This window comes from Streptomyces bungoensis (assembly GCF_001514215.1).
Taxonomy (GTDB): domain Bacteria; phylum Actinomycetota; class Actinomycetes; order Streptomycetales; family Streptomycetaceae; genus Streptomyces; species Streptomyces bungoensis.
The window spans coordinates 397,047-416,327 of sequence record NZ_KQ948854.1 but is presented as its reverse complement, the minus strand read 5'-3'; the positions used below and the strand labels follow the sequence as shown (position 1 = coordinate 416,327).

Annotated in this window: 21 protein-coding genes; 9 read left to right on the top strand and 12 right to left on the bottom strand. The window is 73.5% G+C overall.

The genetic code is table 11. From position 1 onward, the window contains the following. Nucleotides 1–238: 238 nt before the first annotated feature. A complete protein-coding gene (locus AQJ66_RS12125) occupies nt 239–1,255 on the bottom strand; it encodes an ATP-grasp domain-containing protein (protein ID WP_061920052.1) in 1,017 nt (338 codons plus the stop codon). A gap of 248 nt (nt 1,256–1,503) precedes the next feature. On the opposite strand from AQJ66_RS12125, the gene AQJ66_RS12120 reads away from it, so the two are divergent. Then, entirely contained in the window at nt 1,504–2,112 is a 609-nt protein-coding gene (locus AQJ66_RS12120; RefSeq protein ID WP_061920050.1) for a helix-turn-helix domain-containing protein, read from the top strand. A gap of 26 nt (nt 2,113–2,138) precedes the next feature. On the opposite strand, the gene AQJ66_RS12115 is transcribed toward AQJ66_RS12120, so the two are convergent. Together AQJ66_RS12115 and AQJ66_RS12110 are read right to left on the bottom strand one after the other, a co-directional pair. Further along, the gene (locus AQJ66_RS12115) at nt 2,139–2,588 is read right to left on the bottom strand and encodes a nuclear transport factor 2 family protein (RefSeq protein WP_061920048.1); all 450 of its coding nucleotides are present in this window, start codon (nt 2,586–2,588) and stop codon (nt 2,139–2,141) included. Nucleotides 2,589–2,941: 353 nt separating this feature from the next. Then, a complete protein-coding gene (locus tag AQJ66_RS12110) occupies nt 2,942–3,592 on the bottom strand; it encodes a TetR family transcriptional regulator (RefSeq protein ID WP_061920045.1) in 651 nt (216 codons plus the stop codon). 220 nt (nt 3,593–3,812) lie between these two features. On the opposite strand from AQJ66_RS12110, the gene AQJ66_RS12105 reads away from it, so the two are divergent. From AQJ66_RS12105 to AQJ66_RS12095, 3 genes are read left to right on the top strand one after another with little or no spacing between them, the layout of a single operon-like run. Beyond that, a complete protein-coding gene (locus AQJ66_RS12105) occupies nt 3,813–5,276 on the top strand; it encodes a glycosyltransferase family 4 protein (protein ID WP_079060186.1) in 1,464 nt (487 codons plus the stop codon). Then, the gene (locus tag AQJ66_RS12100) at nt 5,270–6,004 is read left to right on the top strand and encodes a class I SAM-dependent methyltransferase (protein ID WP_061920043.1); all 735 of its coding nucleotides are present in this window, start codon (nt 5,270–5,272) and stop codon (nt 6,002–6,004) included. The genes AQJ66_RS12105 and AQJ66_RS12100 overlap by 7 nt, the downstream gene beginning before the upstream one ends. Beyond that, nucleotides 6,001–7,071 (top strand): prenyltransferase/squalene oxidase repeat-containing protein, encoded by a 1,071-nt coding sequence (locus AQJ66_RS12095; RefSeq protein ID WP_061920041.1) that lies wholly within the window; start codon nt 6,001–6,003, stop codon nt 7,069–7,071. Before AQJ66_RS12100 ends, AQJ66_RS12095 begins: the two co-directional genes overlap by 4 nt. A gap of 51 nt (nt 7,072–7,122) precedes the next feature. Here the strand turns inward: AQJ66_RS12095 and AQJ66_RS12090 are convergent, their stop codons facing one another. Next, entirely contained in the window at nt 7,123–7,413 is a 291-nt protein-coding gene (locus tag AQJ66_RS12090; protein WP_061920039.1) for a hypothetical protein, read from the bottom strand. Nucleotides 7,414–7,553: 140 nt separating this feature from the next. Here AQJ66_RS12090 and AQJ66_RS12085 point away from each other — a divergent pair, with 140 nt between their 5' ends. Next, on the top strand, nt 7,554–8,123 hold the full coding sequence (locus AQJ66_RS12085; protein ID WP_061920037.1) for a hypothetical protein: 570 nt from the start codon (nt 7,554–7,556) through the stop codon (nt 8,121–8,123). Between the two features lie 73 nt (nt 8,124–8,196). Here AQJ66_RS12085 and AQJ66_RS12080 read toward each other — a convergent pair whose 3' ends face one another. The 5 genes from AQJ66_RS12080 to AQJ66_RS12060 all read right to left on the bottom strand — a co-directional run bounded on the left by AQJ66_RS12080 (nt 8,197) and on the right by AQJ66_RS12060 (nt 12,907). Then, nucleotides 8,197–9,036, bottom strand: coding sequence for a DUF5336 domain-containing protein (locus tag AQJ66_RS12080; RefSeq protein WP_061920221.1), 840 nt, complete (start codon nt 9,034–9,036; stop codon nt 8,197–8,199). 83 nt (nt 9,037–9,119) lie between these two features. Next, a complete protein-coding gene (locus AQJ66_RS12075; RefSeq protein ID WP_208611353.1) occupies nt 9,120–10,109 on the bottom strand; it encodes an N-acetylmuramoyl-L-alanine amidase in 990 nt (329 codons plus the stop codon). Next, nucleotides 10,046–10,366: a hypothetical protein gene (locus AQJ66_RS39365; RefSeq protein ID WP_167359156.1), complete on the bottom strand. Its 321-nt coding sequence runs from the start codon at nt 10,364–10,366 to the stop codon at nt 10,046–10,048. The genes AQJ66_RS12075 and AQJ66_RS39365 overlap by 64 nt, the downstream gene beginning before the upstream one ends. A gap of 50 nt (nt 10,367–10,416) precedes the next feature. Next, complete coding sequence (locus AQJ66_RS12065; protein ID WP_061920034.1) at nt 10,417–11,076, bottom strand: class I SAM-dependent methyltransferase; 660 nt, start codon at nt 11,074–11,076, stop codon at nt 10,417–10,419. Between the two features lie 91 nt (nt 11,077–11,167). Then, the gene (locus tag AQJ66_RS12060) at nt 11,168–12,907 is read right to left on the bottom strand and encodes an MFS transporter (RefSeq protein WP_061920032.1); all 1,740 of its coding nucleotides are present in this window, start codon (nt 12,905–12,907) and stop codon (nt 11,168–11,170) included. A 231-nt stretch (nt 12,908–13,138) separates the two neighbouring features. On the opposite strand from AQJ66_RS12060, the gene AQJ66_RS12055 reads away from it, so the two are divergent. Genes AQJ66_RS12055 through AQJ66_RS12045 form a run of 3 tightly spaced genes read left to right on the top strand, consistent with a single transcriptional unit; the run spans nt 13,139 to nt 15,987 of the window. After that, complete coding sequence (locus tag AQJ66_RS12055) at nt 13,139–14,578, top strand: MFS transporter (protein ID WP_107118917.1); 1,440 nt, start codon at nt 13,139–13,141, stop codon at nt 14,576–14,578. A 51-nt stretch (nt 14,579–14,629) separates the two neighbouring features. Next, the gene (locus tag AQJ66_RS12050; protein WP_061920028.1) at nt 14,630–15,169 is read left to right on the top strand and encodes a SigE family RNA polymerase sigma factor; all 540 of its coding nucleotides are present in this window, start codon (nt 14,630–14,632) and stop codon (nt 15,167–15,169) included. Continuing rightward, a complete protein-coding gene (locus tag AQJ66_RS12045; RefSeq protein WP_208611352.1) occupies nt 15,169–15,987 on the top strand; it encodes a hypothetical protein in 819 nt (272 codons plus the stop codon). The genes AQJ66_RS12050 and AQJ66_RS12045 overlap by 1 nt, the downstream gene beginning before the upstream one ends. Nucleotides 15,988–16,009: 22 nt before the next feature. Here AQJ66_RS12045 and AQJ66_RS12040 read toward each other — a convergent pair whose 3' ends face one another. Next, entirely contained in the window at nt 16,010–16,621 is a 612-nt protein-coding gene (locus AQJ66_RS12040; RefSeq protein WP_061920024.1) for a response regulator transcription factor, read from the bottom strand. Between the two features lie 39 nt (nt 16,622–16,660). After that, on the bottom strand, nt 16,661–17,944 hold the full coding sequence (locus AQJ66_RS12035) for a sensor histidine kinase (RefSeq protein WP_061920022.1): 1,284 nt from the start codon (nt 17,942–17,944) through the stop codon (nt 16,661–16,663). 156 nt (nt 17,945–18,100) lie between these two features. Between AQJ66_RS12035 and AQJ66_RS12030 the strand changes: the two genes are divergently transcribed. Beyond that, nucleotides 18,101–18,958 carry a MaoC/PaaZ C-terminal domain-containing protein gene (locus AQJ66_RS12030; RefSeq protein ID WP_061920020.1) on the top strand — a complete coding sequence of 286 codons (858 nt, stop codon included), beginning with the start codon at nt 18,101–18,103 and terminating at the stop codon, nt 18,956–18,958. 83 nt (nt 18,959–19,041) lie between these two features. On the opposite strand, the gene AQJ66_RS39360 is transcribed toward AQJ66_RS12030, so the two are convergent. Continuing rightward, entirely contained in the window at nt 19,042–19,209 is a 168-nt protein-coding gene (locus AQJ66_RS39360) for a hypothetical protein (protein WP_167359159.1), read from the bottom strand. Nucleotides 19,210–19,281: the final 72 nt, after the last annotated feature.

The window sequence follows — 19,281 nt, the reverse complement described above, 5'->3', positions numbered from 1 at the left end:
GCCGGTCAACGTCCGTCCGGGGCAGTCCGGCTCACCGCCCGGAAAGCGGGGGGCGGTTCACGGTTGCGGGTCAGCGCCGGAATTGCACCGGCTTCCCCCCGTACGGGTGTGATGACGACGTCGCCACTTTACCGGCAGCCGCGGCGGGGCCGAGGAGTGGCCGTGGGCACAGCGGCGCGGTGACCGGGGTCACTCCCCGCCGGCCGTCGCCCCACCGCCGGGGGCCGGCGCGCAACGCTCAAGCCGCCCAGGGGACTTGAGGCGTCACCGTGACCTCCAGGTAGCGCGCCAGACGGTCGATCAGGCGGCTGCACTCCGCGGGGTCCTCGCCCTCCACCACCCAGTGCGCGATCCGGTCGCCCGACCCGGCGGTGACCATGTCGCCCGGCCGCAGGGTGAGGACCAGCGCGTCACCGAACGGCTCGCCCGCGACCGCGGGGTCCACGGCCAGATGGGTCAGGCGGCCCGTCGCGGCCGGGTGGGCGAACTGGATCGCCGCCGCCCGTTGCCGGGTGGGGGAGACGTCCGGGAGCCGCCCGGTGGCCAGTTCGGCCGCGGCCCGCGCGAGGTCGACACCGGTGGCCCGCTCGACCAGCAGCGGGATCAGGTCGCCCGGCAGGCACGGCACGACGTCGGCGACCCGGGGGCCGCGCTCGGTGAGCCGCAGCTCGATGTGGACGACGGTGTGGGTGAGCCGCAGGGCCCGTACCGTCCGCTCCACCGTGTGGCGCAGGAACCGGTTGTGCAGCAGCCCGTCGTGCGCGTGCACGGAGTGCCGCAGCGGCTGCCGGGCCGGCGGCGGGCCCGGCGTCGTGCGGGTCAGGGCGGCGATGCGGACCTCGTCGTCCAGCACCACCGCCTCGGCGCAGACGAGTTGCCCCCCGGTGTCCTCCGGGCCGGCCGAGGGCACCTTGTGGCGGGCCAGCAGCGCCCGCAGCGCGGCCGGCCGGGCGCAGGCCTCGGCCGTCTCCTCCGGCACGCCGGCCAGCCCCAGCCGGGCGGCGATCCGCGCCGCGCCGGGCAGCTGCTCCCTGGTGGCCGGCAGCACACCGCGCACGGAGTGCCGTGCCGCGTACCGGACGACCGCCTCCCCGCCCGCGTCGGCCGCGATGTGGCCGGACAGATAGGGGCGGGCCCAGGCGGGCGGGGCGGTGTCGGCCAGCACCACCGGGTGGACCGCCGCGATCCGCGCCAGCGGATGCTCCGCGTACGCGGCCGGGTGGCCGGTCCCGAGCAGGAGGACGGGCTGAGGCATCGGAGCCTCACCTTCGTGGGGAGAAGGCGGACAGCGGAACGCCCCGGATGCTGCTCCCCCATAGGCAGCACCCGGGGCGGGTCGATCTTGCTCTCTGTGTCCCGATCCTCACCCACCGCACCCTCAACTGTCAACGATTGCTGCCAGTTTGGGCAAGGTGCGTTGTCACGTCTGGTCGGCGTCAGGGGGACCGGGTAGCCTCGGCAGCTCTCAGCCAAGGAACGGACGACACGCCCCGGGGGGCCTCGGTGAGTGACGCCTACGGACCGCTGGCCGACGTGCTGGACCGGCTCGGGGAGCTGACCGGCCGGCCGGGCCGGCTACCGGAGGTCCTGGACGTGGCCGGACTCTCCCACCGCACCGGCATCCCCGTCGGCGTCGTCGTGGAACTGCTCTCCGGCGGCCGGGCACCCGACGCCTGCCTCGCCCAACGGGTGCGGCAGCGACTGGACTTCATCCGCGAGACGCGCCGGCGTCCGGACGGCAAGCGGTACTCGCTGGACGAACTGGCCAGGATCGCCGGGACCAGCCGGCAGTGGCTGAGCGAGTGGCGCAAGAGCGGCATGCCGAGCCTGGAGCACACCGACCGGCTGCGCCGGTTCTTCGGCCTGCCGGCGGGCTTCTTCACCGCGGACGAACAGGAAGCGCTGCACGTGGCGCTGCAGCCGGTGCTGCAGAGCCTGGAGGCGGAGGCGGACCCGCTGCTGCGCCTGCGCCAGAGCGGCCTGAACCGCCTGGCGGCCCGCGCCCCCCAGATGAACGCCCGCCAGCTGGCGACGCTGGCGGACCTGGCGGAGATGATCATCGCGTCGGAGCGGGCGGGGAGTCCGGCGGGGGCGGAGCGGGCGGGCGCCTGAGCGGTCCGCGGCCTGGTGGGCGGGGATCAGCCGGCCTTCGGTGTGGGCCCGCCGAACGCCAGGTGCAGGGTGCGGGAGGCGATCAGCCACGCGCCGTCGACCCGGCGGAAGGCGTCCGTGTAGGTGCCGACCTGGACCGGTGGGCCCGGCGGGACCATGCCGCCGGACCAGCCGTCGACGCGGTAGGTCGTGAAGTACGAGGTGGCGGTCGCCGTGTCCGGCGAGGCCGGTGTGACGACGACGTTCGACATGATCCGGCGGGAGAGCCGGTCGTCCGGCCGGGCCCCGAAGTACGCCCGCAGTGCCGGCCGCCCCCGGGCCCGCCGCCCGGCACCGGGCGGCGGCCACTGCCAACTGCCGTCCTCGGTGAACAGCTCCGCCACCGACGCGGGTTCACCGAGGTCGAGCCGGTGGACGAACTCCAGAACCACGCGCTCGCAGGCGCGCTCGGCGATCAGCCGCTGCATGGCATCCATGAGCCATTCCAGCAGCTCCGCCCACCCGGCGGCGACCGCTTTCCCCCACCACGTACGTGATCGGCCACGCCGCCGACGCGAGAGAAAATGTCCCTATTTGTAGGGTTCCGTCCCCGCCCGGCGCGCTATGCTGAAAGCAGCCTACGAGGCGAGTGAGGGAGTCCGACCGGAGTAGCCGACTTGGGCGAGACGCTGAGGCATCCGCCGAGGCCGACGTCGACGGTAGGGCTGAGAGGCCGGAAGGCAGCAGTCGGGCCGGAAGGCGACCCCCATTACCTGATCCGGACCATGCCGGCGAAGGGAACCCGTCTCGTAGGTCCTTTCGTGCCCGGAGTCGGGACGGCGAAGAGCCGTCACCCCGGCGCCCGCGCCTCGTCACCGCCTCCCCGCGCCCCCTCCGGATCCGTCAGGTCGATCAGCCGGCACACCGTCTCGATGTCGATCTTGACCTGGGCGATGGAGGCGCGGCCGGACAGCCAGGTGATCAGGGCCGAGTGCCAGGTGTGCTCGATGACGCGGACGGCGGAGAGCTGGTCGGGGGTCGGGTGCTCCAAACCCATCGCGTCCAGGATGATCGCGGTGGTCTGCCGGGAGACCTGGTCGACCTCGGGGGAGACGCTGCGGTCGGCGAAGGTGAGGGCGCGGACCATCGCCTCGGCCAGGTGCGGCTCGCGCTGCAGGGCGCGGAAGGCGCGCATCAGGGTCTCCGCCACCCGTTCGGCGGCCGTGTCACCCGTCGGGGGCTTCCTGCGCAGGGTGCCGTGCAGGTGCTCCAGCTGGTCCTGCATGGTGGCCACCAGAAGGTGGACCTTGGACGGGAAGTAGCGGTACAGGGTGCCGAGGGCGACCTGTGAGGACTCGGCGACCTCGCGCATCTGCACGGCGTCGAAGCCGCCCCGGCCGGCCAGCTGCGCGCTCGCCTGCAGGATCCGGCGGCGGCGGGCCTCCTGCCGCTGCGTGAGCGGCGGCGAGACAGGCCGAGAAATACTGGCTTCCGCAGGCATGGGTCCCGTCCGTGACAGTCGGTGAGGACATCATTGAGGCACGTGATCGCCCGGCCGGGGCAGGGGCCCGAGTCGTGGCGTGAATCACCTGATCCATCGCTCCCTGCGGACCTACCTGCCGGTAGATTCAGAGCCTCTTGAACGATCAAGTCTGAAACTTGTTCTAGATTAGCGTCCCGTCATAGTGTCGCGGGACAGTGCAGGGAGAAGGGGGCCCAGAGTGACCGCTGAGGCCAGTCAGGCGGCGTCCCACCCGGACCTCGCCGCCGGTGGGGGTCCCTCCCGCTCGAGCGTAGCCGAGAGTGGGGGAGAGCGACCGCTCCACATCGCGCTTCTCACCTATAAAGGGAACCCGTTCTGCGGGGGCCAGGGCGTCTACGTACGGCACCTCTCCCGCGAGCTGAGCCGCCTCGGCCACCGCGTCGAGGTCATCGGCTCCCAGCCGTACCCCGTCCTCGACGAGGGCCACCCCGGGCTGCGCCTGACCGAGCTGCCCAGCCTCGACCTCTACCGCCAGCCCGACCCTTTCCGCACCCCGAAGCGGGACGAATACCGGGACTGGATCGACGCCCTCGAGGTCGCCACCATGTGGACCGGCGGCTTCCCCGAGCCGCTGACCTTCTCCCTGCGCGCCCGCCGCCATCTGCGCGCCCGGCGCGGTGAGTTCGACGTCGTGCACGACAACCAGACCCTCGGCTACGGGCTGCTGGGCGACGTCGGGGCGCCCCTGGTCACCACCATCCACCACCCCATCACCGTCGACCGGCAGCTCGAACTGGACGCCGCCGAGGGCTGGCAGCGCCGGCTGTCCGTGCGGCGCTGGTACGCCTTCACCCGCATGCAGAAGCGGGTCGCGCGCCGACTGCCGTCGGTGCTCACCGTCTCCGGCACCTCCCGGCAGGAGATCACCGACCACCTCGGCGTGCGCCCGGACCGCGTCCACGTCGTCCACATCGGCGCCGACACCGGCCTGTTCGCGCCCGACCCCGCCGTGCCCGAGGTGCCCGGCCGGATCGTCACCACCTCCAGCGCCGACGTGCCCCTCAAGGGCCTGGTCTTCCTGGTCGAGGCGCTCGCCAAGGTGCGCACCGAGCACCCGGCCGCCCACCTCGTCGTCGTCGGCAAGCGCCCCACTGAGGGCCCGGTCGCCCAGGCCGTCGAGCGCTACGGCCTCGAGGACGCCGTCGAGTTCGTCAAGGGCATCTCCGACGCCGAACTCGTCGACCTGATCCGCTCGGCCCAGGTCGCGTGCGTGCCCTCCCTCTACGAGGGCTTCTCGCTGCCCGCCGCCGAGGCCATGGCCACCGGCACCCCGCTGCTCGCCACGACCGGCGGCGCGATCCCGGAGGTCGCCGGCCGCGACGGCGAGACCTGCCTGGCCGTGCCGCCGGGTGACCCGGGCGCGCTGGCCGCCGGGCTGAACCGGCTGCTCGGCGACCGCGAACTGCGGGTCCGGCTCGGCCGGGCGGGCCGCGAGCGGGTGCTGCGGCACTTCACGTGGGCCCGCGCCGCCGAGGGCACGGTGGCCCGCTACCGGGAGGCCGTCGCCCGCCACGAGGGCCGCGCGGGCGCACCGGGCCGTACGGCCGCCGCCCCCACGGCCGTACGCGCGGGAGCCTTCCCCTCCGACCCCGAGATCCCCGACCGCGCAACCTCCGACCGCGAAAGCAGGGCCACGTGCTGACCGTCGACTTCTCCCGGTTCCCGCTCGCCCCCGGCGACCGTGTCCTGGACCTCGGCTGCGGGGCCGGCCGGCATGCCTTCGAGTGCTACCGGCGCGGCGCGCAGGTCGTGGCCCTCGACCAGAACGGCGAGGAGATCCGCGAGGTCGCCAAGTGGTTCGCGGCGATGAAGGAGGCGGGCGAGGCGCCGGAGGGCGCGACCGCCACCGCCATGGAGGGCGACGCCCTCGCCCTGCCGTTCCCCGACGAGTCCTTCGACGTCGTCATCATCTCCGAGGTGATGGAGCACATCCCCGACGACAAGGGCGTGCTCGCCGAGATGGTGCGCGTGCTCCGGCCCGGCGGCCGCATCGCCGTCACCGTGCCCCGCTACGGCCCCGAGAAGGTCTGCTGGGCGCTGTCCGACGCCTACCACGAGGTCGAGGGCGGCCACATCCGCATCTACAAGGCCGACGAGCTGGTGGCGAAGGTCCGCGAGGCCGGCCTGCGGCCGTACGGCAGCCACCACGCGCACGCGCTGCACTCGCCGTACTGGTGGCTGAAGTGCGCGTTCGGCGTCGACAACGACAAGGCGCTGCCGGTGCGGGCGTACCACAAGCTGCTGGTCTGGGACATCATGAAGAAGCCGCTCGCCACCCGGATCGCCGAGCGGGCGCTGAACCCGGTCCTCGGCAAGAGCTTCGTCGTCTACGCCACCAAGCCGCACCTGCCGCGGGTGGACGCCCGGTGACCACTCCCCGGACAGAACACCTCGTCCTGCCCGGGGTGCTCACCGCCGGGCAGGCCGCCGCGACCGTGCGCGGCATCCTCGCCGTGCAGCGGGAGGACGGCGCGATCCCCTGGTTCCGCGGGCACCACCTCGACCCGTGGGACCACACCGAGGCCGCGATGGCGCTGGACGCGGCCGGCGAGCACGAGGCCGCCGAGCGGGCGTACGACTGGCTCGCGCGGCACCAGAACGAGGACGGCTCCTGGTACGCCGCCTACGCCGACGGCGCCCACGACGACGTCACCGACCGTGCCCGCGAGTCCAACTTCGTCGCCTACATAGCGGTCGGCGTGTGGCACCACTACCTGTCCACCGGCGACGACACGTTCCTGGACCGCATGTGGCCGACCGTCCACGCGGCCGTCGAGTGGGTGCTGCGGCTGCAGCAGCCCGGCGGGCAGATCGGCTGGCGGCGCGACGACGACGGCACGCCCGCCGAGGACGCGCTGCTCACCGGCTCCTCCTCCGTCCACCACGCGCTGCGCTGCGCGCTCGCCATCGCCGAGCAGCGCGAAGAACCGCAGCCGGACTGGGAGTTGGCGGTGGGGGCGCTACGGCACGCGATCCGGCTGCACCCCGAGCGGTTCCTCGACAAGGACCGCTACTCGATGGACTGGTACTACCCGGTCCTCGGCGGCGCCCTGACGGGGGCGGAGGCCAAGGCGCGCATCGAGACGGACTGGGACCGCTTCGTCGTCCCCGGTCTCGGCGTGCGCTGCGTCGTGCCCAACCCGTGGGTGACCGGCGGCGAGTCGTGCGAACTCGCCCTGGCGCTGTGGGCGTTGGGCGAGTCCGACCGCTCACTGGAGATCCTCCAGTCGATCCAGCACCTGCGCGATCCGGAGAGCGGCCTGTACTGGACGGGCTACGTCTACGACGACGACGCCGTCTGGCCCCGCGAACTGACCACCTGGACGGCTGGCTCCCTCCTGCTGGCCGTCGCCGCCCTGGGCGGCCACGAAGCCACGTGCGCGGTGTTCGGAGGGGAGTACCTGCCGTCCGGCCTGGACCCCGACTGCTGCGGCTGACCGACCGCCGCCGACCGGCCGGTGCCGGTCGGCGGGAGGACGGCAGCGCGGTCAGTGCCGGTGCATCCGGTTCGCGATGGCGTGGCCCACGAACAGGTAGACCACGGCGGCGAGGCCGTAGCCGGCGACCACCCGGGCCCAGGCCGCGTCGAAGGTGAACAGGTCGTGGGACCAGGAGGCCAGCCAGGAGGCGGCGTCATGGACGAACTGCACCAGGGAGTTGCCCCGGTTGGCGTCCAGCAGGTACATCAGGATCCACAGGCCGAGGATCACAGCCATGATGTCGGCGACGACCGCGATGACCGTCCCGGCCTGATTCGCACCGTTGCGATATCTAGACATGGCTTCCGGATTGCCGCTCCGCGCACGGTGAAACCGGGGCGGGCTCACCCGGACGGAGCCGCCCGGGTGGCCCACTGCGTCCGCGCAGGTGAGCCTGCCGAAGGAAGCACCCGCTCGGGGAGACACGTCCGGAGGACCTCGTGCCCGTACCGATACGTCGCCTCTGCGTGGCGCTCACCCTGTGCTGCGCCCTCATCGCCGGCACCACCGCCTGCGGAGGCGGGAAGAGCGGTACGCGGCAGTCGCGGTCCGCGGACGTCACCGCCCAGGCGGCCACCCCGAGCCCCAGCACCTCCGCGCAGAAGCAGAAGTTCGCCAAGACCCGGTTCGTGCTGAACGCGGGCCTCGCCGCCGGCGCCACCTACGAGTGGATCGTCAAGCCCTGGAAGGCCGGCAAGTTCAACAAGGGCGCCCACGGCCGCAAAACGGCCCTGGTCAAGGCCGGTCTCGCCGGTGTCTTCACCTACAACCGGCTCAAGGCGGCCCAGAAGAACGCCCAGGGCGACCCGGCCCTGGCCAAGGCCCTGGCGCCCCTGTCCGCCGGCATCGCGGCGCTGAAGGGCCTGCCGGCCAAGCTCCGCAAGGGCGACCAGAACGCGGCCGGTTCCTTCGACGACGTCATCAACAAGGTGAAGGACGCCGGGAAGCAGGCCGGCGCGCCGGTCAAGAACCAGGTCCCGTCGACGTCCCAGCTCACCAAGGGCCAGTGACAGAACCGCAGTTGTACGGCGACGGCCCCCCGCCCGCAAGGGGCGAGGGGCCGTGGGCGGCGGGAGGCGTGCCTCAGCCGCGCTGGATGCCCGAGGTGTCCTGCAGCACGCCACGGCGGCCGTCCTGCGTCTGCGCCACCAGCGCGGCACCGCGCTGCTCGACGGCCAGGTACCAGGTGCCCGGTGCCAGTTCGGCGATCGGGGCGGGCGAGCCGTCCTCCGAGAACAGCGGACGGGCCACCGGCACGGCGAACCAGAACGGCGAGAAGTCCTGGGCGGCGGCCGGCGCACCCGGCTGCGGGCCCGCGGCGGCCGGCGCACCCGGCTGCTGCCCGAACGGCTGGCCGGGCTGCGGCTGGGCACCGTACGGCTGGCCCGGCTGCGGCTGGGCGCCCGGGTAGCCGTAACCACCGGCCGGCTGGGCGCCGTAGGGCTGCGGCGCGGCCGGCTTCGGGGCCGGGATCAGGGCGGCCTGGAGGGCGGGGACGAGCGGGGTGGCGACGGCGGCGGCGGCCATCAGCAGCGTGGCGATGAGGGCGATGATCAGGCCCGTACCGGCGCTGGGACCGTCGTTGGAGTTGCCGAAGTTGTTCGCGCCGCCGGCCGGGTCGATGACGTTGCCGAGCGCGCTCCACGCGGCGAACACCGCGAACGCGACGCCGAACGCGCCGAGTTCGAGGCCCGCGACCTTGCGCGGCTGCGGCAGGGCCCGGGCGACCACGATCAGCGCGGCGCCGATGATCCCTGCCAGTACGACGCTGAGCAGGACCGGTCCGCTTGCCCACAGGCTCGGGAGGTCGAGGCCGTCCGGGGCCCCGTCGTACGAGTAGTTGTCGAGGAACGACGCGATGAACAGCAACACCGCTGCTCCGATCACCACGCCGTCGCCTCTAGTGAGGGAGCGGATATTCACCTTGGGTCCTTCGTAGGTCGGCTCGTCGTCGGTAGACACTATCGTCCGGAAGATCGGACTGTCCGGCCGGTTCCGCCCGTCGGTCACGACCGGCGCAGGAAACTCACGATTCCCTCGGAGATCCCCTGCGCGGCCTTCTGCCGCCAGGCGCCACTGGTCAGCAGTGCCGCGTCCTTGCTATCGCGCATGTTGCCGCACTCGATGAACACCTTGGGAACCGTTGACAGATTGAGACCGCCCAGGTCCGTGCGTGTGACGAGTCCGGTACCGGCGCCGAGGTAGTTGGACGGCGGCTCGCCGGTGACGCGCAGGAACGTGCCCGCGATGCGCGTGCCGAGGTCGCGGGAGGGGCCGGTGATCGGGCGGGTGTCGGCGGCCCCGGCGTGCACGGATCCCGGCAGGATCACGTGGTAGCCGCGGTCGCCCTCGGCCGCGCCGTCGGCGTGGATGGAGATGGCGGCGTCCGCGCGCGCGGTGTTGCCGATCCGCGCCCGCTCGTCCACGCACGGACCCCAGGCCGGGCCGTCCGCGTCGCGCGTCAGCTTGACCGTGGCACCCTGCCGTTCGAGGATCGCGCGCAGCCGGTGCGCCACGTCCAGCGTGAACCGGGCCTCCGTGTAACCGGCGTTGGTGGACGTGCCGGTGGTGTCGCACTCCTTGCGGTTCGTCCCGATGTCCACCTGGCGGTTGATCTCCGCCGCGTGCTGGAAGTTGCCCGGGTTGTGCCCCGGGTCGATGACGACGACCTTCCCCTTCAGCGGGCCGGACCCGGTGGGGGCCGGGGCGTCCGGCTTCCGGCTCGGCGCCTTGGCGTCGGGGCTGCCCGACCCGGAGCGCGTGGCCGGCGGCGCGGCCGTACGGACGGAGGACCCGGAGGTCGAGGAGGCCGCCGAGGTCACGGAGGGCGACGCGGGGCCCACGGCGCCGGAGGAGCCGCCGGACCCGCCCACCGCCTCGTACACCAGCCAGCCGAGCAGCGCACCGGGCACCAGCGCGGCGAGCGCGACGGTCAGCGGCCCGCGCCGGGCCCGGCGCGGCTGCGGCGGATCGAAGTCGGGTCCCAGATACGACACGCCTGCCACCCTAGCGGCAGGCCGGCGCCCGCACATGGCGGAGACGGCCAACCGGTACGGGAGTGGCCGGCGGGGTGCAGACCGTGTCGGAAACCGCGCACGATCAGCCACCCGGCGACCGCGAGGACGACCAGGTACAGCCCGACGCCGACGGCCCGGCCCAGCCCCCTGCGGCCGCTGCCCGCGAGCGCGTTGCCGAGAAGGCCCACGAGCGGCGCACCGAAGACGATCAGGAGCAGCCCGATCGGAAAGTCCACAACCCCACCCCCGTGCGGGACCGCCCCGCGGCGGTTCGTGGCGCGGGAGTCTAGACCACACCCCGGGCGCCGGTCCGCCGCAGCACGCGCAGCGACCCCGTCGCGGACACCTCCGTGAACGCCCCCGAGTCCAGGGCCCGCAGGTAGACCCGGTACGGGGCCTGGCCGGTGAACTCGTCCTCGGGGTGCGGGAAGACGTCGTGGATGACGAGGAGGCCGCCCTCCGCGACGTGCGGGGCCCAGCCCTCGTAGTCCGCGTTCGCGTGCTCGTCGGTGTGGCCGCCGTCGACGAACACGAGGCCGACCGGGGAGTTCCAGATCGCGGCGATCTGCGGCGAGCGGCCGACCAGGGCGACCACGTGGTCCTCCAGGCCCGCCCGGTGCAGGGTGCGGCGGAAGGTGGGCAGCGTGTCCATCAGGCCGATCTCGGGGTCGACGGTCTCAGGGTCGTGGTAGTCCCAGCCCGGCTGCTGCTCCTCGCTGCCCCGGTGGTGGTCCACGGTGAGCGCGGTGACCCCGGCCTCCCGGGCCGCGTCGGCGAGCAGGATGGTGGAACGCCCGCAGTAGGTCCCGACCTCCAGCAGCGGCAGCCCCAGCCGCCCGGCCTCCACCGCGGCCGCGTACAGCGCCAGCCCCTCGTCCACGGGCATGAACCCCTTCGCCGCCTCGAACGCGGCCAGGATCTCGGGCTTGGGTGCGGGGGCGGGCATCGGGGGCCTTCCGGTCGTCGTACGACTGTCTGGGCGCCCATGCTGCCGTATCCCCGGCCCGCGGGTGACAGGGGGTACGGCAGACGCCCGGTTACGCCGTGACCGTCTCGCCGGGCAGGGACAGGTCCAGCTCGACCGCGCGGTCCTCGCCGTGGTGGGTGGCGGACGACGCGAGCGGCCCGTGGCCGAAGGCCCGCGCGGCCAGCACGTACGCGCCCTGGGTGGGGACGGCGAGCGTGTACGAGCCGTCCTCGGCGGAGACGGTGGCGCCCGCCTGGCGGCCCCGGCGGTCGATCAGGGTGACCTTGGCGCGGGCGACCGGGGTGCCGTCGGCGCCCAGGATCCGGCCGCGGAAGCCGCGCAGCACCTCCTCGGCGCGCTCCAGCGCCGCGTCCTCCTCGCTGCTCGCCCGCAGCTGGACGTGCCGGGCCGGGCGGGGCGCCCGGGGCAGGAGGACGGCGAACAGCAGACCCACCGCGACGGCGGCCGTGGCGATCAGGAAGGAGACCCGGAAGCCGTGCATCGTCGGGACGGCGACGCCGCCCACCGTGTGCGCGGTGTTGGCCAGCACCATGCCGATGACGGCGCTGGAGACGGACGTGCCGATCGACCGCATCAGCGTGTTCAGGCCGTTGGCGGCGCCGGTCTCCGAGGCCGGGACCGCGCCGACGATCAGCGCGGGCAGCGAGGAGTAGGCGAGGCCGATGCCCGCGCCGAGGATCACCGCGATGACCAGGCTCTGCCAGGGCGCGCTCATGAGGCCGAGCCCGGCGCCGTACCCGATCGCGATGACCAGCATGCCGAGGATCAGGGTGACCTTGGGCCCGTACCGGGCGGACAGCCGGGCGTAGACGGGCGCGGTGAGCATCATCGTCAGGCCCAGGGGCGCGACGAGCAGGCCGGCGGAGACCATCGACTGGCCGAGGCCGTAGCCGGTCGCCTTCGGCAGCTGGAGCAGCTGGGGCAGGACCAGGGAGACGACGTAGAAGGAGACGCCGACCATGATCGAGGCGAGGTTGGTGAAGAGCACGGCCGGGCGGGCGGTGGTGCGCAGGTCCACCAGCGGGGCCGCCAGGCGCAGCTCCAGCACGCCCCACAGCAGCAGCACGACCGCCGCCGCGGCGAACAGGCCGAGCGTGGTGCCCGAGGTCCAGCCCCAGTCGCTGCCCTTGGTGATCGGCAGCAGGAACAGGACCAGTCCGGCGGACAGGCCGAGCGCGCCCAGCAGGTCGAAGGAGCCCTTCGCCCGCATCGGGGACTCGGGGACGGTGAGGAGCGTGAGGGCGATGGAGAGCACGCCGAGGCCGGCGGCGCCGTAGAACAGGACGTGCCAGTCGGTGTGCTGCGCCACCAGGGCCGCGGCGGGCAGCGCGAGGCCGCCGCCGACGCCGATGGAGGAACTCATCAGGGCCATGGCCGAGCCGAGCCGCTCGCGCGGCAGCATGTCCCGCATCAGACCGATGCCGAGGGGTATCGCGCCCATGGCGAAGCCCTGCAGGGTACGGCCCGCGATCATGGTGAGCAGGTCGCTGGTGAGGGCGCTGACCAGGGCGCCCACCACCATCACGGCGAGGCTGAGGATCAGCATGCGCCGCTTGCCGTAGAGGTCGCCCAGGCGGCCCATGATCGGGGTGGCGACGGCGCCGGAGAGGAGGGTGGAGGTGAGGACCCAGGTGGCGTTGCTGGGTGCGGTGCCCAGCAGTTGCGGCAGGTCCTTGATGACCGGCACGAGCAGGGTCTGCATCACCGCGACCACGATGCCCGCGAAGGCGAGCACCGGAACCACGGCGCCGCCGGCCCGCCGGCTGGGTTGGTCGGTCGTGTGGGTCATCTGTGAGGCCTCCCGCGTGACATGAGTGCCGGGTAAACCTCGTATGCACAGGCAACTATTCCGTTGCTTCGGGCCTCTAACGAATCCTTGACCGACTCATGGGTATCTGAGCGGACGTCAGCGGCGCGCGACCGGCCTTCGGGGGAGGAGGAGCGGGCGCGGCGTAGGACCGGGGACCTACGCCCCGCTGGGCCGAAATCCCGATGCAAGGACCGTCACCGGGTTGAGAGCATGACACGCATGCTCGAAGCCGCCCGCACCACGCCCTCGGCGTCGCGCCGTACCGCCCCGCCCACCTGGCTGGTGGTGGCGGTGGCCTGCGCGGGCCAGTTCCTGGTCGTGCTCGACGTGTCCGTCGTCAACGTCGCCCTGCCGTCGATGCGGACGAGCCTCGGACTGGACGCGGCCGGCCTGCAGTGGGTGGTGAACGCCTACGCGATCGCCTTCGCCGGGTTCATGCTGCTCGGCGGGCGGGCCGGTGACCTCTACGGCCGCAAGCGGATGTTCCTCGTCGGCCTCGGCCTGTTCACGCTGGCCTCGCTCGGCGGCGGACTGGCCCAGGACGGCTGGCAGCTGCTGCTGGCGCGCGCCGTGCAGGGGCTGGGCGCGGCCGTGCTGGCGCCCTCGACCCTGACGCTGCTGACGGCGGCGGTCCCGCAGGGCCCGGCCCGGGCCCGGGCGATCGCGACCTGGACGGCGGTGGGCGCCGGCGGCGGGGCCGCGGGCGGACTGGTCGGCGGCGTGCTGGTGGACGCGCTGTCCTGGCGCTGGGTGCTGCTGATCAACGTGCCGGTGGGCGCGGTGGTGCTGGCCGGTGCCGCGCGGTGGCTGGCGGAGAGCCGGGCCGGGGACCGGCGCCGGCCGGACCTGCCGGGCGCGCTGCTGGTGACGGCGGGACTCGCCACGCTGTCGTACGGCATCTCGCAGACCGGGGCGGAAGGCTGGACGGCCGCGGCCACCCTGCTGCCGCTGCTCGCCGGACTCGCGCTGATCGGGCTCTTCCTGCTGGTCGAAGCCCGTACGGCGGCCCCGCTGATGCCGCTCGGGCTGCTGCGGGTGCGCTCGGTGGCGGCGGCGAACGCGGCCATGTTCGTCTCCGGCTCGGCCATGTTCGGCATGTGGTACTTCATGACCCTCTACGCCCAGAACGTGCTCGGCTACTCGCCGCTGGAGGCCGGCCTCGCCCTGGTGCCCAGCTCGCTGTCGGTCGTGGCGGGCTCGAAGGTGGCGCCGCGCCTGATGCGGGCGGCGGGACCGCGCACGGTGGCGACGCTGGGCACGCTGACGGCGGCGGCCGGCTTCGGCTGGCAGTCGACGATGAGCGCGCACGCCGCCTACGTCACCGGCATCATGCTCCCCGGCGTCCTGATGATGCTGGGCGCGGGCCTGGCCGGGACCCCACTGGCCGCGCTGGCCACCTCGGGCGCCGCGCCGGGGGAGGCGGGACTGGTGTCGGGGCTGATCAACACCTCCCGCACGATGGGCGGTTCGCTCGGCCTCGCCGTCATGTCGACCGTCGCGGCGGCCGCGACGGGCAGCGGCCACGGACCCGAGGCGCTCACGGACGGCTACGCGCTCGCCTTCCGCACGAGCGCGGCGCTGCTGGTGGGTGGGGCGGTGCTGATGCTGGTGTGGCTGCCGCGAGGAAGTTCGACGGTTTCCCGCGGATGAGGCAACGGTTCGGGCGGCCCGTGGACTCCTTCTGATGTCTAGGAGGTGCCCATGGGGGATCGGAAGCAGGCTCGGGACGGGGAGTTCCAGAGCTTCATGATCGGCCGCTGGCCGCGGCTGATGCGCACGGCATTTCTCCTCACGGGGGAGCAGCACGCCGCGGAGGACCTGGTCCAGTCGACGCTCGAGAAGGCCTTCGTGGCCTGGCGCAGGGTGGGCTCGGCCGACGATCCGGAGGCGTACGTACGGCGCGTGATGATCAACCTGCACGCACGCCGGCACAGAAGGAGGCTCAAGGAGTTCCTGGCGCCCAGGGACGACTCGGGTCTGGTGCGCGAGATCGCCGACACCGGCGACCGGATCGCGCAGGCCGACGACCGCCGAGCCCTGCTCACGGCGCTCGCCCAACTCCCCGCGCGGCAGCGCGAGGCGGTGGTGCTGCGCTACTGGGAGGACCTGACGGAGACCCAGGCGGCGGAGGCGATGGGCTGCTCGGTGGGCACGGTCAAGAGCAACGCGGCCAAGGGGATCACGAAGCTCCGCGCCATACCGGGACTGGCCGAGACGGTGACGCAGGGAGGGCGGAAGTGATGAGCGCGGACCGGGAGAACCACGAGATGACACAGTCGGACATCGCCTTCCTCCTCGCGGACGCAGCGGACGAGGTCGAGATCGGCATAGCCCCCGTCCAGCAGGTCATGCGCGCCGGCCGGCGCCGCAGAGCCCGCCGCTGGGCGGTGGCGGCGGTCACGGCGGCGGTGGTGGCCGGGTCGACGGGGGCGGCGCTGGCGTTCGCCGGCCTGCCCGGGGGACACGGGGACCGGCAGGGATACGTGGCGAAGCCGCCGTCCCCGCCCCGGGCGCGGCACGTCTACGACCCGCAGCGGACCGAGCTGGCCCGGGGGACCTACCGGGGCAAGGAGTGGCACGTGGTGGTCCAGGTGTGGGGTGCGCCGCGTGACGAGGCCGAAGCGGACCGGCAGTTCGACGCCATGGCCGCACTGGGTCTGGAGCCGGCGGATGCCCACAAGCCCGCCGACCTGATCGGCAAGGTCTCGTTCTTCGCGACGCGGGGCTGGGGGGACGCCCGTCCGGAGCAGGTGATGTTCAACACCGTCAGGGACTTCGAGAACTTCGCGGGCACGGACCTGGAGGCCGCGGCGACCCGTCTGGGCACCGGCGGGGAGAGCTCCGGCCGTCTGGTGATCGGCATGGTCGCCAGGACCGCCCGGCAGGTCACCTGCCACTGGAAGGACGGCACCGTCACGGTGGCCGAGCCCGCCGACGGCCTTTCCGTCCACGACACCGGATCGGCCATCCGCCCGGTCGCCGGCTTCCTGAAGGCGAACTGGTTCGTGTGCAGGGCACCGGCGGGAACGTCCTACGCGGCGGCGGAGGTCACGAAATAGTCCGGGCGCGGGAGGTCCCGTCTCACAGCCAGCCCTGCTGCCGGGCCTCCCGTACCGCCTCCGCCCGGTTGCGGGTGCCGGTCTTGCCGATCGCCGAGGACAGGTAGTTGCGGACGGTCGACTCCGACAGGTGGAGCCTGCCCGCGACGTCGGCGACCGTCGCCCCGTCCGCCGCCGCCTCCAGCACCTCGCACTCGCGGCGCGTCAGCGGGTTCGGTCCGGCGCTGAGCGCGGCCGCGGCCAGCGCCGGGTCGACCACGGTCTCCCCGCCGAGCACGCGCCGGATCGCCGCGGCCAGCTCCTCGACCGGCCCGTCCTTCACCAGGAAGCCGGCCGCCCCCGCCTCCATGGCCCGGCGCAGATAGCCGGGCCGGCCGAAGGTCGTCAGGATCAGCACCCGGCAGCCGGGCAGCCGCTCGCGCAGCTCGGCCGCCGCGTCCAGGCCGCTCCTGCCGGGCAGCTCGATGTCGAGCAGGGCCACGTCGGGCCGGTGCAGCAGCGCGGCCTCCACGATCGCGTCGCCGGCACGGACCTGGGCGACCACCTCGATGTCGTCCTCCATGCCGAGCAGCAGGGCGAGGGCACCACGCATCATGCCCTGGTCCTCGGCGAGCAGGACTCGGATGTCCTTCACGGTCGAAGCCTATTCCGATGCACCCGACTTGACGATCCGTCAACTGACCCTCGGTGCGGTGTCCGACCCCGCCCCCACGGCAGTCAGTCCCGTCGGCTCCACCGGAAGGTCGGCGGTGACCGTGAAGCCGCCGCGCGGGGACGCGCCGGCCGTCAGTGAGCCGCCCGCAGCCGCGAGGCGCTCGGTCAGGCCCTTCAGGCCGGTGCCGCCGATGCCCTCCGCCGGACGAGGGGCGGACGTGCCGGTGCCGTTGTCGGTGACCGTGAGCCGGGCCCGTTCGGTGCCGGACCCGACGGTGATCTCGCAGCGGGTGGCGTCGCTGTGCCGGACGACGTTGGTGACCGCCTCGCGCACCACCCAGCCGAGCAGCGCCTCGGTCTGCGGGGCGAGCGGCGTCCCGGACCGGCGGAACACCGGCTCCACGCCCGCCGCGGACAGTGCCGAGCGGGCCCGGGTCAGCTCGGTGGCCAGGCTGCCCTCGCGGTAGCCGGTCACCGCCTCCCGGATCTCGGTCAGCGCCTGCCGGCCGACCGACTCGACGTCGGTGATCTGCGCGAGTGCCGCGTCCATGTCGCGGGGCGCCAGGCGCCGGGCCGCCTCCGACTTCACCACGATCACCGACAGGGTGTGGCCGAGCAGGTCGTGCAGATCGCGGGAGAAGCGCAGCCGCTCCTCCTCCACCGCCCGCCGGGCCAGTTCCTCCCGGGCGGCGCGCAGCTCCCGCACGGCCTCGGACAGGCCGAGGATCGCGGCGGTCACCATGCTGGACAGGAAGGTGGCGTAGCCGATGTTCACCGCGTCCCCCCAGCCGTCGCGCACGCCCGAGACGAGGACGGCGAAACCGGAGAGCAGCAGGCCGGTGCGGCCCAGCCACGGCCCGCGCAGCGTGGCGCCGGTCGCGAGGCCCAGCAGCGGGAAGAACATCAGCCAGTTGCCGCCGTACCCGAGGGCGAGCGACGTCGTCACCAGACCCATCAGGGCCAGCGCCACCCGGGTGGAGACCGCGTTGCGCTTCTTGCGGTCGAAGGAGCGGAAGGTGACGTAGACGTACAGCGAGTTGAAGGCGAGCAGGCCCAGGCCGCCGACCCACGGGTTCGGGGTCCGGCCCTGGAGCAGGTTGGAGAAGGACCCCATGCCCATCAGCAGCCAGGGCAGCAGCGAGAACCCGGTCGGCGGCGGGCCGGGGTGGTCGACGGCCGGCGGCCCGCCGTTCCCGCGCGCCGCCCGCTGCGCGGCCCGGAAGCGCTCCATGTCCGCCCGCCAGCGGGCCCGCGCCTCGCGCAGGTCCCGTACGCGGCCTCGTGTCAGAGCCCACCACGACATGTCCGTTCCCCCGATCAGCTGGCCGGCCGGCTGGTCCGCGTCCGTGCCCTGTCCATGACGGTAGGAGGCCGGGCCCCCGTGCGGCAGAGGCGTGTGTACGGTTCGGGGCAGTACGAATGTCACGGTCCCCTGAGCCGGCCCACCGTCAGGAGTCCCATGCCCATCGACGCAGCCCTGGCCCTCGCCGCCGAGCCCCGCTCCGGCGAGATCACCTGGACCCCCAAGGACGTGCAGCTCTACCACCTCGGTGTCGGCGCGGGCGTCCCCGCCACCGACCCGGGCGAGCTGCGCTACACCCTGGAGTCCCGGCTGCACGTGCTGCCCAGCTTCGCCACCGTCGCGGGCGCCGGTTCCCCCGGGGTGATCAGCGGACTGTCCATGCCGGGCGTCGACGTCGACCTGGCCGGGGTGCTGCACGGCGGCCAGTCGCTGACACTCCACCGGCCCATCCCCGTGCGCGGCACCGCCAGGGCCACCTCCCGGGTCGCCGCCGTGTACGACAAGGGCAGCGCGGCCGTGCTGGTGCTGCGCACCGACGTCGCCGACGCCGACGGCCCGCTGTGGACCGACGAGGCGCGCATCTTCGTACGCGGCGAGGGCGGCTGGGGCGGCGACCGCGGCCCCTCCGCCCGGAGCGAGCCGCCCGCCGGCGACCCGGACCGGACCGCCGACCGCCCGGTCCGCGAGGACCAGGCCCTCCTCTACCGCCTCTCCGGCGACTACAACCCCCTGCACGCCGACCCCGAGTTCGCCCGGCTCGCCGGTTACGAGCGGCCCATCCTGCACGGACTGTGCACCTACGGCATCACCCTCAAGGCGGTCGTGGACACGCTGCTCGGCGGCGACGTGACCCGGGTGCGCGCGTACACCACCCGGTTCGCGGGCGTGGTCTACCCCGGGGAGACCCTGCGCGTCCGCATGTGGCGGGCGGACGGCGCCGTCCGGGTGGAGGTCGGCGCCGTGGAGAGGGACGACGCGCCGGTCCTCGCCGACACCGTCGTTCGGCACTCCTGAGTGGGCCCGCGACGGGCTGTGCGATGGTGACATGACAGAGGGGGCGCCCGCCGGTCGACGGGCACCCCCTCTGTGACGAACCGTCAGGCAGCCGCCTCGGCTCGTTCCTGAACCGGCTTGCGGTGCCGGCCGTGCGGAGCCGCCTCGCTCTCCTGCGCCGCCACCGGGCCCCGGTGCCGACCGTGACCGGTCGGCTCGGAGAACTCGGAGAAGTCGCCGGACAGCTGCTCCGTCGTGCTGGTGTCGCTCATCGGAAGAATTCACCCCGTCAACATGATCTTTCGTACAGCCGGGCGAGTCTAACCGGCACACCACAGGCCGAA